Here is a 16297-nt window from a genome sequence, read left to right on the forward strand (position 1 = left end):
TTTTATTTATAAAACAAAGGCTTATTTGTATTTGATTGGATGCTTTTCGATCTTTTTGGCCGTTTCACTTCCCGATGCAGAACGACCCAAAAATTTGGCCCAATAGGTCATCAGAAGTGAATTCACCGGTTATTTCGTTCAGGTGTTGCTGCGTTAAACGTAGCTCTTCTGCGAGTATTTCACCGGCCATATTGGCTTCTAACTGTTCCTGACCTTGCAGCAAATGTGTTTTTGCCTTGGCAAGTGCGTCTAAATGACGGCGGCGTGCCATGAAGCTGCCTTCCGAAGTTGCATTATAACCGACGCAATGTTTCAGGTGTTCGCGTAACAGCTCTATGCCGTGACCTGTTTTTGCTGACAAATGAACAACCGGAATACCGTTATGTTCATCAATACCCGTGGGCTCTTCGGACAAGTCGACTTTGTTACGAATAACGGTGTAAGGCATGTCGTCGGGCAGTTGGGCGAAAAACTCCGGCCAAATATCGTCAGGGTGTATTGCCGAGGTTTCCTGACTATCGACCATGAACAGTACACGATCGGCTTGGCGAATTTCGTCCCAGGCACGTTCAATGCCTATTTGCTCTACCTGATCCGGGCTTTCGCGTAAACCGGCCGTATCAATAATGTGTAACGGCATGCCGTCTATTTGAATGTGCTCACGCAATACGTCGCGAGTGGTGCCTGCAATTTCAGTGACTATGGCCGACTCACGTCCGGCGAGCGCATTCAACAAGCTCGATTTACCGGCATTGGGGCGACCAGCAATAACAATACGCATGCCTTCGCGCATGAGTGTGCCTTGCTTGGCTTCTTGTTCTATATGGAACAGCTGGTCGATAATGTCAGCTAAATCGTTGGCGACTTTGCCGTCACTTAAAAAGTCGATTTCTTCATCGGGAAAATCGATAGCGGCTTCAACATACATACGAAGATGAATAACCGCATCAACGAGCTGATCGACCCGGTGAGAAAATTCGCCTTTTAAGCTTTGTAATGCGGCTTTTGCGGCTTGTTCAGAGTTGGTGTCGATAAGGTCGGCAATGGCCTCTGCCTGAGTTAAGTCGAGCTTGTCATTCATAAAAGCTCGTTCGCTGAACTCACCGGGGCGAGCAGGGCGAATACCAGGCATTTCCAGTATCGCTTTTATGATCATGTCGATTAATACCGGTCCGCCGTGCCCCTGAAGCTCTAAAACGTCTTCACCGGTAAAGGAATTAGGACCTTTGAAAAACAGCGCTATACCCTCGTCCAGTAACTCATTGTTACTGTCATAAAAGGGAAGGTATTCGGCTTTACGAGGTTTTGGGCAGTGGCCTAATAGCTGTTCGGCGACCTGGGTGGCAGCCGAACCACTAACACGGACAATACCAACACCACCGCGACCGGGTGGTGTCGCTTGAGCGACTATGGTGTCATCGCTAAAGGTATCGTCCATGTTGCTGTCTATCATGCTTATTTCTTCTTATTACCTCTTACCATCATGCCTTTCTTCTCTAGCCCACGGTAGATAATCAGCATTTGTGCAATGGTAATTAAGTTACTGACTAACCAGTACAGTACCAGACCTGATGGGAACCACAGGAAGAATACGGTAAAGACAACAGGCATATACTGGAACAGTTTCTGTTGCATCGGGTCTGTTGCCGGCGTTGGCTGCAGACGTTGCATCAGGAACATACTAGCACCCATTAGTATAGGCAGTATGTAGTAAGGGTCTTTTGTCGATAAGTCCTGAATCCAGAAAATGAATTCTGAGTGGCGCAATTCGACGCTTTCCAGAAGTACCCAGTAAAGTGCCAGGAAGATAGGTAACTGCAACAGCATTGGCAAACAACCACCAAGAGGGTTCACTTTTTCTGTTTTGTACAGTTTCATCATTTCCTGAGACAGTTTCTGGCGGTCACTGTTGTAACGTTCACGAAGCTCAGTCATTTTCGGCTGCAGCATACGCATTTTCGCCATAGACACGTACTGTGCTTTGGTCAGCGGGAATAGCAGCGCTTTTACAATAACCGTGGTTAAGATAATAGCCAGACCCCAGTTAATAACGATACTTTGTAAGAACTGAAGTAATTTGAAAATAGGTTGCGCTAACCACCAAAGGAAACCGTAGTCGACGGTTAAATCCAAGTGCTCGACTAACTGCGCCATTGAGTCCTGGTCTTTCGGACCCAAATACAGTTTAGATTCAATAGTTTCAGTGCTGTTTGGATTTACCTGAGTAGCAGGGTAAACCACACCGATAATAGCTTGCGAGCCATTGGCAACACGCGAGAATAAACGATTGGTTTGTTGCTGTGTTGGAATCCATGCAGAAACAAAGTAGTGCTCCAGCATACTCACCCAACCGGTTTGAGAGGTGACATCAAGACGACTATCGAGCATGTCATCAAAGTCGTACTTCTCAAACTTGTCGTCGTCGTGAGAATATGCCGCACCGAAATAAGTTGGCATTATCATGCTGCCACTTTCGCCAGTGCCCATTGAACGTTTTAACTGACCGTAGAACTGAGTACTTAAGGTGTCAGCAGAGTTGTTTTCAATTTCGAAACGAACATCAACGTCGTATTGACCCGGCGTAAAGGTGAATATCTTACGATAGACCACACCGCTTTCAGTGGTGTAAGTCAAAGGCACTTCGACTTTTTCAGACGTCGATGAATAATCCGTCTTTTCGTAACTGTATACGGCACGACCGTTTTTATTGTCGATACCATCTGCGCCGATTAGTCCCGACTGAGCGACGTAAACAGCGTTTGATTCGTTTTGCAGTAGCTGAAAACGTTTATCAGAATTGAGCTCTTTTGCGAACTGCAACAATTTTGCCGAAACAATATCACCACCACGGGTATCTATTTGTACGTCGAGTACATCGGTTTCAACATGAATAGTCGTTGCGCTCGAGGTTTTTGAGGCGCCTTCGGCTTCAGGCACATCGCTGGATGCAGCGACTGAACCACTTGGAACATCATTTGAGCCTGCGCTGTCAGCAGCTTGCTGCTGCGTAGACTCAGAATTTGTTGGAGCCGTTGTACCTGGTGCCGATTCCACAACCCAATTTTGGTAAAGGAAAAATGACACCACTAAAAAGGCAATAAATAATATTGAACGTGGCGAATTCATAGTGATTTCGTCTCTGTTGGCTGTTTCGTTAATGATTGACTGTTATTTTCTGTTTTAGCTTTTTGTTCTTGCTCGCAAGGAGGGACGGGGTCGTAACCGCCCGGGTGACCGGGATGGCATTTACCGATTCGCTTGGTGGCAAGAAAAACTCCACGGATTGTACCGTGTTTTTCAATAGCCTCACAGGCGTAATGTGAACATGACGGATAAAATCGACAACGCGGTCCAAGTAACGGACTTATGACCCATTGGTAGATTTTAATTAGCGCGATTGGTACTGCACGCAGCGCTTTGCTAATTTTCGCCATAAATAATTCAACGTATCCCGTAAAGCGGCGTTATCTTGCTCAACGATACCTGGCTTGGCAATAATAACAATGTCAAAAGCCGGTAGTTTATGTTGGCTTAAGCGAAAAGTCTCGCGCATTTGGCGTTTTATACGATTGCGATCAACAGCGCGTTTGGCTCGTTTCTTACTAATAGTAACGCCGATGCGAGGATGGCCTTTCGTGTTGGGCGTTGCCAACATAGTAATGTGAGAAGTGACAGCTTTTACAGGAGGGTTTGAGAATACAGTCTGAAAGTCAGAGGGAGTTAGCAGACGTAACTCCCGTCCGTATGAGATACTCTTAAGCACTCAATACTTTACGACCACGAGCACGGCGGCGAGCCAATACTTTACGGCCGTTTTTAGTTGCCATGCGAGCACGGAAACCGTGAGAGCGCTTGCGCTTTAATACGCTTGGTTGAAATGTTCTTTTCATAACTAATCTTCCATCGGTCAGTTTGCTAGTTCCCACGCTGGCCGAAAAAGTTGAAACCAAACGTGACGGGAATTTTTTAGAGCGCGGATCTTACCGATCTTTTACCCGCTAGTCAACGACTACGCGTGCATTTATTAGCCTTTTTCGCTGACTTTTTGACGATTTTCGCAAATTGACGTCATCCACAATTATATCGGTTAAGTTTTCTTTAATGTGGATAAATTTTGAGTTATGCACTTTTTCTAATTTTTGTTTATTTTGTAATAGCGCTTTTAAAGCAAAATATGAGCCAGAGTTATAGCTCTTTATAAAATAAAAAATCCTTTATTTATGCCGTTTTCAACGCATTTTGACTAGCGGAAAGCGAATGACTGAAGTACAATCGATGAATACTATAATAAATAAACGATCCAGGAGAAGAGTGTGAATAATTCGCTTTGGCAACAATGTGCAGAGCGACTGCAATCGGAGCTTCCGTTACAGCAGTTCAACACGTGGATCAGACCACTTCAAGCCGAACAAAACGGTGACACGCTTACCTTATTTGCGCCGAACATCTATTCGGTTGACTGGGTGCGCGACAAATACTTAAAAACCATTAACGACTACCTTTCAAACCTTTGTAATGGTGAAACCGCCCCGAATGTGGTTTTGAAAGTCGGTGAAGTCTCTAACGGCCGCTCTTCTTCAGTGGCATCGGTGCAAAAACGAGCAGCAGCTGTTCGTAAAAAAGCGACCGGTTTTTCGGGAAGTAGTAACGAGTCCGCGGAAGAATTTGAAAGCAATATCCACCCAGAGTACACCTTCGATAATTTCGTTGAAGGTAAATCGAATCAGTTAGCGCGCGCGGCAGCTATTCAGGTTGCTGAGAACCCTGGTGGTGTCTATAACCCGTTATTTGTCTACGGTGGTACGGGTCTCGGTAAGACGCACTTATTACACGCTGTCGGTAATGGCATTATGGCGCATAAAAAAGGTGCCAAAGTGTTCTATATTAGAGCAGAGCGTTTTGTTCAGGACATGGTTAACTCCATCAGAAACAGTTCAACGAACGAGTTTAAGCGTTATTATCGGTCGGTCGATGCTTTGCTAATTGATGACATTCAGTTTTTTGCGAATAAAAAAGGGTCTCAGGAAGAGTTTTTCCATACCTTTAACGCCTTGCTCGAGGGGAATCAGCAAATAATCATGACCAGCGACCATTACCCGAAAGAAATAGAAGGGGTGGAGGACCGCTTAAAGTCACGTTTTGGTTGGGGACTGACCATTGCCATAGAGCCACCCGAGCTGGAAACACGGGTGGCTATTTTAATGCGCAAGGCGGAAGAACGTGGTTTAAATATGCCGCATGAAGTAGCGTTTTTTATCGCAAAGCGACTACGCTCCAATGTTCGTGAATTAGAAGGTGCTTTGAATCGAGTTGTTGCAAATGTCCAACTGACCGGTCGTCCAATAACCATCGATTTTGTGAGAGAAGCATTACGAGACCTTATCGCAGCGCAGGAAAAACTGGTTACTATTGATAATATTCAAAAGACGGTGGCTGAGTACTACAACATTAAGTTGGCTGATATCCTGTCAAAACGTCGTAGCCGATCGGTGGCAAGGCCAAGACAATTAGCAATGGCGTTAGCTAAAGAGTTGACCAACCACAGCTTGCCGGAAATAGGGGACGCGTTCGGTGGTCGGGATCACACAACTGTGCTCCATGCGTGTCGAAAAATACAAGAATTAAAAGATGCTCAGAACGACATAAAAGAAGATTATCGTAATTTAATACGGACGTTGTCGTCTTAAGCATGTCGTCATTACAGGGGAATGAGTCATGAAATTTTCTATCAATCGCGATGCGTTTTTAAAGCCACTGCAAGTTGTTAGTGGCGCAGTAGAAAGACGTCACACTTTACCTATTCTTGCTAACTTATTGTTACAGGTTGAGAACGGTCAGTTGAAACTGACAGGTACGGACCTGGAAGTAGAACTGGTGTCGTCTGTAGCGCTAGAGTCGGCAGATATGGATGCATCGGTAACAGTGCCAGCTAAAAAGCTAGTGGACATTGTGCGTAGTTTACCCGATGGCTCTGTTATTGAATTTACTGCTGAAGGCGACAGCGCAACCGTAAAATCCGGCCGCAGTAAATTTAAACTCAGCACCCTGTCTGCTGATGATTTCCCGAATATTGACGACTGGAAAAGCGATATCCAGCTGGTGACAGAGCAAGGTATTTTAAAAGACTTAATGGAGAAAACACATTTCTCCATGGCAAATCAGGATGTTCGCTATTATTTAAACGGTATGTTGTTCGAAACGGACAGCGGTATGCTGCGCTCGGTCGCAACTGACGGCCACCGTTTGGCGATGAGCACCTGTGCCATCGACCAGCCGGGCTTAACTCAAAGACAGGTGATTGTTCCAAGAAAGGGGGTGGTTGAACTACTTCGTTTACTAGGCGATGACGAACACGAAGTTACGGTGTCTATCGGTAATAATCATATTCGTGTTGAAACACCTGAGCTTATGTTCACCAGTAAATTAGTAGACGGCCGATTCCCTGACTACCGTCGTGTATTACCTAGCGGCGGTGATAAAGTGGTTGTGGCTGACCGCGATATTTTACGCCATGCATTCAGTCGCGCCTCTATTTTATCGAATGAAAAATTCAGAGGCGTTCGCTTAAACTTAAGTTCGGGTGAGCTTTGCATTACCGCAACTAACCCAGAGCAAGAGCAAGCGGAAGAAATTATTGAGGTCGACTACCAGGGCGATGACTTGGAAATCGGTTTCAACGTTAGTTACTTACTTGATGTCATGAGCAACATTGATGAGGAACAGGTATCTTTCACACTGTCAGACTCTAACAGCAGTGCATTGATTGAGCCGCAGCATGATGACTCATGTTGTTATGTAATAATGCCAATGCGCCTGTAATATCATCATAGATGTTTATTGAATCTCTCAATTTAAGCCACTTTCGAAACTTTAAGGAAGTGGCTATCTCTCCTGATAGACATATCAATTTAATTACCGGCAGTAACGGGTCCGGTAAGACAAGCCTTTTAGAAGCGATTTATTTATTAGGCTTTGGTCGCTCTTTTCGACCTGGCGGATTTCGGCAGCTGATAAATGAACATACGGATCAATTTACGATATTTTGTCGTACGGCAAACCATTCGATAGGAGTTCGTCGGACTACTTCCGGTGATCAGACGTTGCGTTTAGATAATGCCAACGCAACAAAAATGTCTGAGGTCGCACGTTTGGTGCCGGTTCAGCTTTTGACTCCGGAGTCGGTCGATATTCTTTTAGAAGGACCTAGTTTAAGACGTCAGTTCTTAGATTGGGGAGTGTTCCACGTGGAACATTCGTTTTATAAAAACTGGGTTTCTTACACTCAAATACTGAAACAGCGTAACAGTTTATTAAAGCAATACTTAGCGTCTGCAACACAAGATAAGTACTGGCTCGAGCAACTTGCTTACTATGGTGAACTCATTAGTGTCAGTCGTGAAAATTATTTGAAAGAACTGTCGGATTATATACAAGAATTAGCGAAATCTTTCCTCTCAAATGTTACAATCGAGGTTCGACTAAAAAAAGGGTGGGATAGTACCCAATCACTTTTTTCGGCCTTAGAAAGCCATACAGAGAAAGATAAGAAATATGGCTTTACGTCAGTGGGTCCACACAAGGCGGATATTAAAATTTTAGCCGATGGCGTGGATGTAAAACACAGATTGTCCAGAGGGCAGTTAAAGACGTTGGTTTCAGCATTAAAGTTAGCGCAAGGGAAGCATTTTCAGTCTGTTAAGGGCGAATCTTGCGTTTACTTAGTGGACGATCTGACATCTGAACTGGATGCGGATAATCAACGATTGTTTTGCCAGCAGTTAGAAAAATTAAATGCGCAGGTGTTTGTCACAGCGATTACTGGAAAGCAGTTGTCGGATAAATTTCAAAAATCGCCCAAAATGTTCCACGTGGAACATGGGGCAATAAACGAATGATATCGAGATAATAACTATGGAAGAAAATAACTACGGTTCATCGAGTATAAAGGTCCTTAAAGGATTGGATGCAGTTCGTAAACGTCCAGGGATGTATATTGGCGACACGGACGATGGCACAGGTCTGCATCACATGGTTTTTGAGGTTGTCGATAACTCTATCGATGAGGCTTTGGCTGGGCATTGTTCAGAAATTCTCGTCACTATTCATTCTGACGGTTCCGTGTCAGTAAAAGATGATGGCCGTGGAATTCCTGTCGACATTCATGAAGAAGAGGGTGTGTCGGCCGCTCAAGTTATTATGACCGTACTTCATGCTGGTGGTAAATTTGACGATAACTCGTATAAAGTATCGGGCGGTTTACACGGTGTTGGTGTCTCAGTCGTTAACGCTCTGTCTGAAAAGCTGCAGTTAACCATTCGTCGTCAGGGTAAGGTTTATGAACAAACCTATCATATGGGTGAACCTGAAAGCGACGTTAAACCCATTGGCGATACCGACTCAACAGGTACTGAACTGCGTTTTTGGCCAAGTGCTGAAACCTTCAGTGACACTGTTTTTCATTACGACATTTTGGCCAAACGTTTACGCGAATTGTCATTCCTAAACTCTGGCGTTGGTATTCGTTTACGTGACGAGCGCGATGACCGTGAAGATTTATTTAAATACGAAGGCGGTATTGCCGCTTTTGTTAATTACTTAAACCAGAATAAAACGCCTATTCATGAGAAAGCATTCCACTTTGCGGCGGAACGAGAAGACGGTATATCCGTTGAAGTAAGTATGCAGTGGAATGACTCTTTCCAAGAGAATATTTATTGCTTTACGAACAACATTCCACAGCGCGACGGTGGTACTCACTTAGCGGGTTTCCGTGCAGCTTTGACGCGTACATTGAATGCTTACATGGAAAAAGAAGGCTTCACTAAGAAGACAAAAACCTCAGCGACGGGTGATGATGCCCGTGAAGGTTTGACCGCTATTATTTCTGTGAAAGTACCAGACCCTAAGTTTTCATCACAAACTAAAGACAAACTCGTGTCTTCTGAGGTGAAATCAGCGGTTGAGCAAGCAATGAACGAGCAGTTGGCGGACTACTTGTTAGAAAACCCAACCGAATCGAAGCTTATTATTAATAAGATTATTGATGCCGCTCGAGCGCGAGAGGCTGCGCGAAAAGCCCGCGAAATGACACGTCGTAAAGGTGCGTTAGATATCGCTGGCTTGCCAGGCAAGCTAGCTGATTGTCAGGAAAAAGACCCGGCACTTTCTGAACTCTATATTGTGGAGGGTGACTCGGCAGGTGGTTCTGCGAAGCAAGGTCGTAACCGTAAGAACCAAGCAATACTGCCGCTTAAGGGTAAAATTCTGAACGTTGAAAAAGCACGCTTTGATAAGATGCTGTCGTCGGCGGAAGTAGGAACGTTGATAACGGCTATGGGTTGCGGCATTGGTCGAGATGAATATGACCCGGATAAAACCCGCTACCACCGAATTATTATCATGACCGATGCGGATGTTGACGGCTCTCACATTCGCACATTGCTACTGACGTTTTTCTACCGCCAAATGCCGGAAATTATTGAGCGTGGTTATATTTATATTGCTCAGCCACCGCTTTATAAAGTGAAAAAGGGCAAACAGGAAGTCTACATAAAAGATGACCCAGCACTTATTCGTTATTTGACCAGCCTTGCGTTAGATAATGCATCTTTGCATGTGAACGAGACTGCTCCGGGTATTTCGGGCGAGCGTTTGGAAACCTTAGTAAACGGCTACCAAATGGCACAAGAAAACATTAAGCGGCTAAGTCGTCGTATGCCTGAGAAGTTCCTGCAGCGTTTATTCTATGCGCCTCGTTTAACGGATGAGCGCTTGAAAGACCAAAGCTACATGGAAGGCTGGGTTAAGACACTTAATGATGACCTAACCGCTCGCGAAGTTGATTCAGCCACTTATACTATCTCTTTGCATGAAGACGAAGAGCGTAAGATGTGGTTACCGACAACGACCATTCGCCAGCATGGTGTCGATACCGATTACCCGCTAAATTACGAGTTCTTAATGTCCAAAGACTACGAGCAAATTGTCACCTTGGGTGAAGAAATTGACTCTTTAGTTGAAGAGGGCGGTTACGTCTTGCGTGGTGAGAAGAAACAGCCAGTGTCGCATTTCGTCGATGCCGTAGAATGGCTGATTAGTGAATCCAAACGAGGCATGTACGTACAGCGCTACAAAGGTTTGGGCGAGATGAACCCGGATCAGCTTTGGGAAACCACGATGGATCCTGAAACGCGTCGCATGCTTCAAGTAACTATTGAAGACGCGATTGGCGCAGACCAACTATTCACAACCCTCATGGGTGACGAAGTAGAACCACGTCGAGCATTTATTGAGTCTAATGCTCTTAAAGTGGCAAACTTAGACGTTTAGTCAGTTAGTAATGATACAAAAAAGGCGGCTTCCGTTTCCGGAGCCGCCTTTTTCTTTGCCTACTAAATAGTTATTGCAGTAATGAAATATCCGCTATTTCCAGGAACAGTTGGCGTAAACGGTACAGTAAATTCAAGCGGTTAAGCCGGATATCATCCTGTTCAGCATTCACCATGACGTGCTCGAAGAATTCATCCACAGGCTCTTTCAAGTTAGACAGTTGCGTCAGGGCATCGGTGTAGTTACCGTCCTGAATAAGCGGTTTAACCGTTTGCTCTGTTTCGTCTAGCAACTGATACAAAGCTTTTTCAGGGGCTTCGTTTAAAAGGTTTGGTTGAACCTTACCGTCTATCGATTCCTTAGATTTTGCCAGTATATTACCTACGCGTTTATTCGCGGCAGCTAAGCTTTCTGCGGAATCCAGCGATTTAAACGCTTCAACGGCTTTAACGCGTCTGTCGAAATCGACCGGTTTTGACGGAGAGCGAGCAAGCACTGCCTGAATGACGTCAACCGAAATACCTTGCTCTTGATACCATGGACGGAAACGACCCAGCAGGAAGTCGAAGACATCGGCTTTTACCGTTTGGTTAGACAGCTTGTCTCCAAAACCTTCGGCCGAGGCCGATAAAAGCTCATTTAAATCGAGCGGTAAATCACGCTCGACCAATGTGCGTAAAAGCCCAAGTGCAGCACGTCGCAGAGCGAATGGGTCGCGGTCACCTTTTGGCACTTGGCCAATACCGAAAATACCGACTAGGGTATCTAGCTTATCTGCAAGCGCAACAGCGCACGCTTCTTTGCTTTCGGGTAAATGGTCGCCCGAGAAACGAGGCCAGTAGTGTTGCTCTATAGCCTCTGCAACTCTGGCAGTTTCGCCATCATTAAGCGCGTAGTGTTTACCCATAACGCCTTGAGTTTCGGGGAATTCTGAGACCATATCGGAAACCAAGTCGGCCTTACACAGCAGACCAGCGCGTTCAGCTGCTTGAGCGTCCGCTTTAAGAAGCGACGCAATTTTCCCTGCCAACTCAGCGATACGACGAGCTTTGTCGCCAATACTACCAAGTTGCTTCTGGAAAAGAACCGAGTCGAGTTTAGCGACTCGCGACTCAAGAGACTGCTTCTTGTCGGACTCAAAGAAAAACTGAGCGTCAGCCAGGCGAGGGCGAATAACTTTCTCGTTGCCATGAATGATTTGCTGCGGGTCGCGACTTTCAATATTCGTAATGAATATGAATTGCGGCAGTAACTGGCCGTTACCGTCCTCGACCGGGAAGTAACGTTGGTCATCTTTCATGGTGACAATAAGCGGCTCTTTAGGTACGTCCAAAAAGCCTTTATCAAAACTTGCCGTTAAAGCAACTGGCCATTCGACTAATGCAGCCACTTCTTCGACTAAATCATCGTCCTGAATAACGCGACCACCAAGTTCGTTTGCTAAGCGCGTTACTTCGGACTGGATAATATCAATGCGCTCTTCGAAGTTAGCGATCACTTTCGCTGCACGCAGATTGCTTAAGTAGTTGTCGACATGATCAAGCTCGAAACCTTGTTTGGAATGGAAGCGATGCCCTTGAATAAAACGAGCGCTTTTCGTTTCCAATACTTCGGCATCAATGAGTTCATCGCCAAGCATGACTGTCAGTGTGTGTACCGGACGAATAAATTGAGCCGTACTGTCTCCCCAGCGCATGGGCTTAGGAATAGGCAGTGTCTTAATCGCTGACTCAATAAAACCTTGCGCTAACTGCTTTAAAGACTGGCCTTTAACCGTTGCTTTATGAAGTAGCCATTCGCCTTTATCGGTCTTTAAGCGCTCAGCCTGGTCAACCGTAATGCCATTAGAGCGAGCCCAGCCTTCTGCTGCCTTGGTCGGATTACCTGCATCATCAAAGGCAACGTTAACCGCAGGACCTCGTTTTTCTACAACTTTGTCCTGTTGTTCTGTCTCTACCTGATTCACAAGCACCGCTAAACGACGTGGTGTCGCATAAGCGTCTATGCTCCCGAAAGACAGCTCAGCCGATTCTAAACCTGCTTGTATGCCCGACTTAAAACTATCACGTAATGCTCTTAAAGCCTTTGGAGGAAGCTCTTCCGTGCCTAACTCAATCAGTAAATTGTCTTTATTCACAGCTATGCTCTCCTTAGTCTTCGGCTTTCTTGTCGGCCAGAGGGAAGCCTAACGCTTCTCGTGCCTGATAATAAGTTTCAGCAACTGCCTTAGCCATGGTACGTACTCGCAATATATAACGTTGCCTTTCGGTTACGGAGATTGCGTGTCTGGCGTCCAACAAATTGAATGCATGAGAGGCTCGCATGACTTGCTCGTAAGCTGGGAGTGGCAATGCTTTCTCTATGAGTAATTCACATTCTTTTTCGCAGTCTTCAAAGCGCTGAAAAAGAACATCGACATCGGCATACTCGAAGTTATAAGTCGACTGCTCAACCTCATTTTGATGGAACACGTCGCGGTACAGAATTTTACCGCGTGGGCCGTCTGTCCAAACTAAGTCGTAAATGCTGTCCACGCCTTGAATATACATTGCCAGGCGTTCAAGGCCGTAAGTAATTTCGCCGGCAACCGGGCGACACTCTAAACCACCGACTTGCTGGAAGTAGGTGAACTGGGTGACTTCCATACCATTGAGCCATACTTCCCAGCCTAAGCCCCAGGCGCCCAGAGTAGGCGATTCCCAGTTATCTTCTACAAAGCGTATGTCGTGAGTTAGCGTATCAAAGCCCAACAGTTCCAGAGAGCCCAAATAAAGCTCCTGAATGTACTTGGGCGACGGCTTCATAATGACCTGAAACTGGTAATAGTGCTGAAGGCGGTTTGGGTTTTCGCCGTAGCGGCCGTCTGTTGGACGGCGGCAGGGCTGCACATACGCAAAGCTGGCAGGCTCTGGCCCTAAAGAGCGTAAGAATGTCATGGGATGGAATGTACCTGCACCCACTTCCATATCGAGCGGTTGCACTACCGCACATCCTTGCTGAGCCCAGTAATCTTGTAAGGCTAAAATAAGCCCCTGAAAGGTTTTTACATCGTATTTCGACATACGCTTTCTCTGCTTTGTTATTTGTGGTTGACCGATGGTCGAAAAATATGCGTAGATTATACCCTCTGAAGCGCCTTGGTTATAGGGGATGACATGACAAATAATGCGCCAGAACGGTGTTCATGGTGTGAATCTGCTGACGATTACCGAGCTTATCACGACAATGTCTGGGGCAGACCAGTCAGTGACCCGCAAGAGCTCTTTGCTAAGCTTTGCCTGGACGGGCAGCAAGCAGGTCTCAGCTGGATAACCATTTTGCGCAAACAAGCTGGCTACGAGAATGCTTTTTTAAACTTTAACCCACAAGCTATTGTGGCAATGAGTGACGAAGATAAAGAAGCGCTGTACACCAATAGTGATATTATTCGCAGTAAGAAGAAAATAGACGCCATTTTTACCAACGCTGAAGCTTATTTAAAGCTGGAAGAGCAGGGTATTAAGTTTGAACAGTGGTTATGGTCTTTTGTTGGCGGAAAGCCCGTTATTAACAAGTACAAAACACAAGCGGAAATCCCCACGGAAACCGAAGCCTCGAGAACAATGGCAAAAGCGTTGAAAAAGGCGGGATTCAAGTTCGTTGGCCCCACCATTTGCTATGCTTTTATGCAAGCAGTTGGTATGGTTAACGACCATGTTATCAGTTGTCATTGTTACGAGCCCGTCGTAAAACAGATGAAACAATTTACGTTATAGAACGTTGTCAAAAGAGCGAAGGAAGAATGATTGAAATAACACTGGCGGATTACAATAATCCCAAACATCGCAGCGCTGTTATCGCTATGCTCGACGCTTATGCAAAAGACCCAATGGGCGGCGGCGAAGGCATTTCAGACGAAGTGAAAGAAAACCTGATAGATGAAATGGCAAAAAGAGACCATGTCTTTTCGTTGCTGGCCTACGATGGCGATATCCCGGTTGGCGTTGCAAACTGTGTGGAAGGCTTCTCAACCTTTGCAGCAAAACCACTAATGAACATTCATGACATAGCCGTTATTCCAGAGTACCGGGGACAGGGCGTTGCGCGTAAACTGCTGGAAGAAGTGAAAACACTGGCAGAATTCCGTGGCTGCGTGAAGCTGACTCTAGAAGTGCTGGAGAACAATGACCGTGCTAAGCAAGCCTATAAAAACTTTGGCTTCGAACCCTACGAACTGGGTGAAGTTGGTCAGGCTGAGTTCTGGGAAATGTACTTAAATAAAGATAAAGCCTGATACCTAAACGTCAGGCTTTTAGTGGGATTTCCTAACCCAGTAGCGGTAAGGTATCTCTTCGGTTTCAGAGCCCACTAGTTCATGCTCCATAAACTCGCAAAAGCCCGGAATATCCCGGGTTGTTGCGGGATCATCCGCTATAATCAGTAACACCTCGCCAACTTCCATCTTACGAATTGCCGCACGAACTAACATTACGGGCTCCGGGCATTTAAGGCCAAGGGTATCGAGTTCTTTGTCGCAGTTAATCTGGGTCATGACTTCTTTAAAAGACGTTAGGTGAAATTGGCGAGTAGTTTAACACTTTCGCAACTAAGAGGTGAGGGGGGAGTGATGGATTGCACCGCTGTTTGTTGGCGGGAAATACTCAGAAACTGTCTGCAGCCATGGATGGCTGCAGTCAAGCCCCTAGGGAAGGGTTTACGGCGTGTTTCTGAGTATTTCCTGACAATAAAAAGGGGCGAGCCTTCGCTCCCCCCTTCCTAAAAGCGGTTAAAGTGTTAAACCGCTCTAGTTTTGCTGTTTCTTTTAAACACGTTCGAAGACAGTAGCAATACCCTGGCCAAGGCCAATGCACATGGTGGCTAAGCCAAGCTTCGCGTTTTTCTCTTCCATTAAGTTGATTAGCGTCGTTGAGATACGTGCGCCAGAGCAGCCTAATGGGTGACCTAAAGCGATAGCGCCGCCATTCAGGTTCACTTTTTCTTCCATTTTGTCGAACAGCTTCAAGCCTTTAAGAACAGGCAGTGACTGTGCGGCAAAGGCTTCGTTCAGTTCAACCACGTCGATGTCGTCAATAGACACACCAGCACGTTTAAGTGCTTTCTCAGTTGCCGGAACGGGGCCGTAACCCATAATGGAAGGATCGCAGCCTGCAACGGCCATTGAGCGAATCTTAACGCGTGGCGTCAGACCCAGTTCTTTGGCTTTATCCGCAGACATAACCAACATGGCAGCTGCGCCGTCAGACAAGGCTGATGAGGTACCTGCGGTTACTGTGCCGTTGGCAGGGTCAAACACTGGGCGAAGCTGTGAGAGGCCTTCTGCGGTGGTTTCCGGACGAATAACTTCGTCTTCAGTCACGCGTACCAGTTCGCCGTCAGCATTGTGGCCGTTAATTGGGTAAATCTCTTTCGCAAAGCGGCCTTCAACCGTCGCTTCGTGCGCTTTCTTATGTGAGCGCGCGCCGAATTCGTCTTGTTGTTCACGGGTAATACCGAACTTGCGAGATAACAATTCAGCGGTCATACCCATGCTGCCAGAAGCTTTTGCAACAGACTTATTCATGCCCGGGTGAAAATCGATGCCGTGAGTCATTGGTACGTGCCCCATGTGCTCAACACCACCGGCCATAAAGATTTCGCCGTCGCCGTTCATAATAGCGCGGGTAGCGTCGTGCAACGCCTGCATGGATGAGCCGCACAAACGGTTAACGGTAACACCGGCTACTTTGTGTGGAATGCCGGCAATTAACGCTGAGTTACGCGCAATGTTGAAGCCTTGTTCTAAGGTTTGCTGTACACAACCCCAGTAAATGTCTTCCAGTTCTTCCGGGTCAACTTCCGGGTTACGCTCAAGCAAGCCCTTCATCAGCGCAGCTGAGAGGTCTTCGGCACGAGTATGGCGGAAAACACCATTTTTTGAACGCCCCATTGGCGTACGAATACAATCTACAATGACGATGTCTTTCATTTT

Annotated in this window: 15 protein-coding genes; 6 read left to right on the plus strand and 9 right to left on the minus strand. The window is 46.1% G+C overall.

Annotated features, from left to right (window positions below; translation table 11 throughout):
• Positions 1–64: 64 nt before the first annotated feature.
• The 5 genes from mnmE to rpmH are packed head-to-tail and all read right to left on the minus strand — an operon-like array spanning position 65 to position 3890.
• Positions 65–1438, minus strand: coding sequence for a tRNA uridine-5-carboxymethylaminomethyl(34) synthesis GTPase MnmE (gene mnmE / locus BLT32_RS09455; RefSeq protein ID WP_053954143.1), 1374 nt, complete (start codon positions 1436–1438; stop codon positions 65–67).
• Positions 1439–1455: 17 nt separating this feature from the next.
• Positions 1456–3126 carry a membrane protein insertase YidC gene (yidC, locus tag BLT32_RS09460; RefSeq protein ID WP_053954095.1) on the minus strand — a complete coding sequence of 557 codons (1671 nt, stop codon included), beginning with the start codon at positions 3124–3126 and terminating at the stop codon, positions 1456–1458.
• A complete protein-coding gene (yidD, locus tag BLT32_RS09465; RefSeq protein ID WP_074668967.1) occupies positions 3123–3434 on the minus strand; it encodes a membrane protein insertion efficiency factor YidD in 312 nt (103 codons plus the stop codon). Before yidD ends, yidC begins: the two co-directional genes overlap by 4 nt.
• A complete protein-coding gene (gene rnpA, locus BLT32_RS09470; RefSeq protein ID WP_053954096.1) occupies positions 3389–3763 on the minus strand; it encodes a ribonuclease P protein component in 375 nt (124 codons plus the stop codon). Before rnpA ends, yidD begins: the two co-directional genes overlap by 46 nt.
• Positions 3756–3890: a 50S ribosomal protein L34 gene (gene rpmH, locus BLT32_RS09475; RefSeq protein ID WP_011235863.1), complete on the minus strand. Its 135-nt coding sequence runs from the start codon at positions 3888–3890 to the stop codon at positions 3756–3758. The genes rnpA and rpmH overlap by 8 nt, the downstream gene beginning before the upstream one ends.
• Before the next feature lie 423 nt (positions 3891–4313).
• On the opposite strand from rpmH, the gene dnaA reads away from it, so the two are divergent.
• From dnaA to gyrB, 4 genes are read left to right on the plus strand one after another with little or no spacing between them, the layout of a single operon-like run.
• A complete protein-coding gene (gene dnaA, locus BLT32_RS09480) occupies positions 4314–5687 on the plus strand; it encodes a chromosomal replication initiator protein DnaA (RefSeq protein WP_053954097.1) in 1374 nt (457 codons plus the stop codon).
• Positions 5688–5715: 28 nt separating this feature from the next.
• Entirely contained in the window at positions 5716–6819 is a 1104-nt protein-coding gene (gene dnaN, locus BLT32_RS09485) for a DNA polymerase III subunit beta (protein ID WP_053954098.1), read from the plus strand.
• Between the two features lie 11 nt (positions 6820–6830).
• Positions 6831–7895 (plus strand): DNA replication/repair protein RecF, encoded by a 1065-nt coding sequence (recF, locus tag BLT32_RS09490; protein WP_053954099.1) that lies wholly within the window; start codon positions 6831–6833, stop codon positions 7893–7895.
• A 16-nt stretch (positions 7896–7911) separates the two neighbouring features.
• Entirely contained in the window at positions 7912–10329 is a 2418-nt protein-coding gene (gene gyrB / locus BLT32_RS09495) for a DNA topoisomerase (ATP-hydrolyzing) subunit B (RefSeq protein ID WP_053954100.1), read from the plus strand.
• Between the two features lie 70 nt (positions 10330–10399).
• On the opposite strand, the gene glyS is transcribed toward gyrB, so the two are convergent.
• Together glyS and glyQ are read right to left on the minus strand one after the other, a co-directional pair.
• On the minus strand, positions 10400–12466 hold the full coding sequence (gene glyS, locus BLT32_RS09500) for a glycine--tRNA ligase subunit beta (protein WP_053954101.1): 2067 nt from the start codon (positions 12464–12466) through the stop codon (positions 10400–10402).
• A 13-nt stretch (positions 12467–12479) separates the two neighbouring features.
• Entirely contained in the window at positions 12480–13391 is a 912-nt protein-coding gene (glyQ, locus tag BLT32_RS09505; RefSeq protein WP_053954102.1) for a glycine--tRNA ligase subunit alpha, read from the minus strand.
• A gap of 93 nt (positions 13392–13484) precedes the next feature.
• On the opposite strand from glyQ, the gene BLT32_RS09510 reads away from it, so the two are divergent.
• Both BLT32_RS09510 and BLT32_RS09515 read left to right on the plus strand, forming a co-directional pair.
• Complete coding sequence (locus BLT32_RS09510) at positions 13485–14084, plus strand: DNA-3-methyladenine glycosylase I (RefSeq protein ID WP_053954103.1); 600 nt, start codon at positions 13485–13487, stop codon at positions 14082–14084.
• Between the two features lie 26 nt (positions 14085–14110).
• The gene (locus tag BLT32_RS09515; protein WP_053954104.1) at positions 14111–14602 is read left to right on the plus strand and encodes a GNAT family N-acetyltransferase; all 492 of its coding nucleotides are present in this window, start codon (positions 14111–14113) and stop codon (positions 14600–14602) included.
• Between the two features lie 18 nt (positions 14603–14620).
• Here the strand turns inward: BLT32_RS09515 and tusA are convergent, their stop codons facing one another.
• Both tusA and fadA read right to left on the minus strand, forming a co-directional pair.
• Entirely contained in the window at positions 14621–14860 is a 240-nt protein-coding gene (gene tusA, locus BLT32_RS09520) for a sulfurtransferase TusA (protein WP_053954105.1), read from the minus strand.
• Between the two features lie 270 nt (positions 14861–15130).
• Positions 15131–16294, minus strand: coding sequence for an acetyl-CoA C-acyltransferase FadA (fadA, locus tag BLT32_RS09525; RefSeq protein ID WP_053954106.1), 1164 nt, complete (start codon positions 16292–16294; stop codon positions 15131–15133).
• Positions 16295–16297: the final 3 nt, after the last annotated feature.

It is taken from the genome of Idiomarina zobellii, from assembly GCF_900100855.1.
In the GTDB taxonomy this organism is placed as follows: Bacteria; Pseudomonadota; Gammaproteobacteria; order Enterobacterales; family Alteromonadaceae; genus Idiomarina; species Idiomarina zobellii.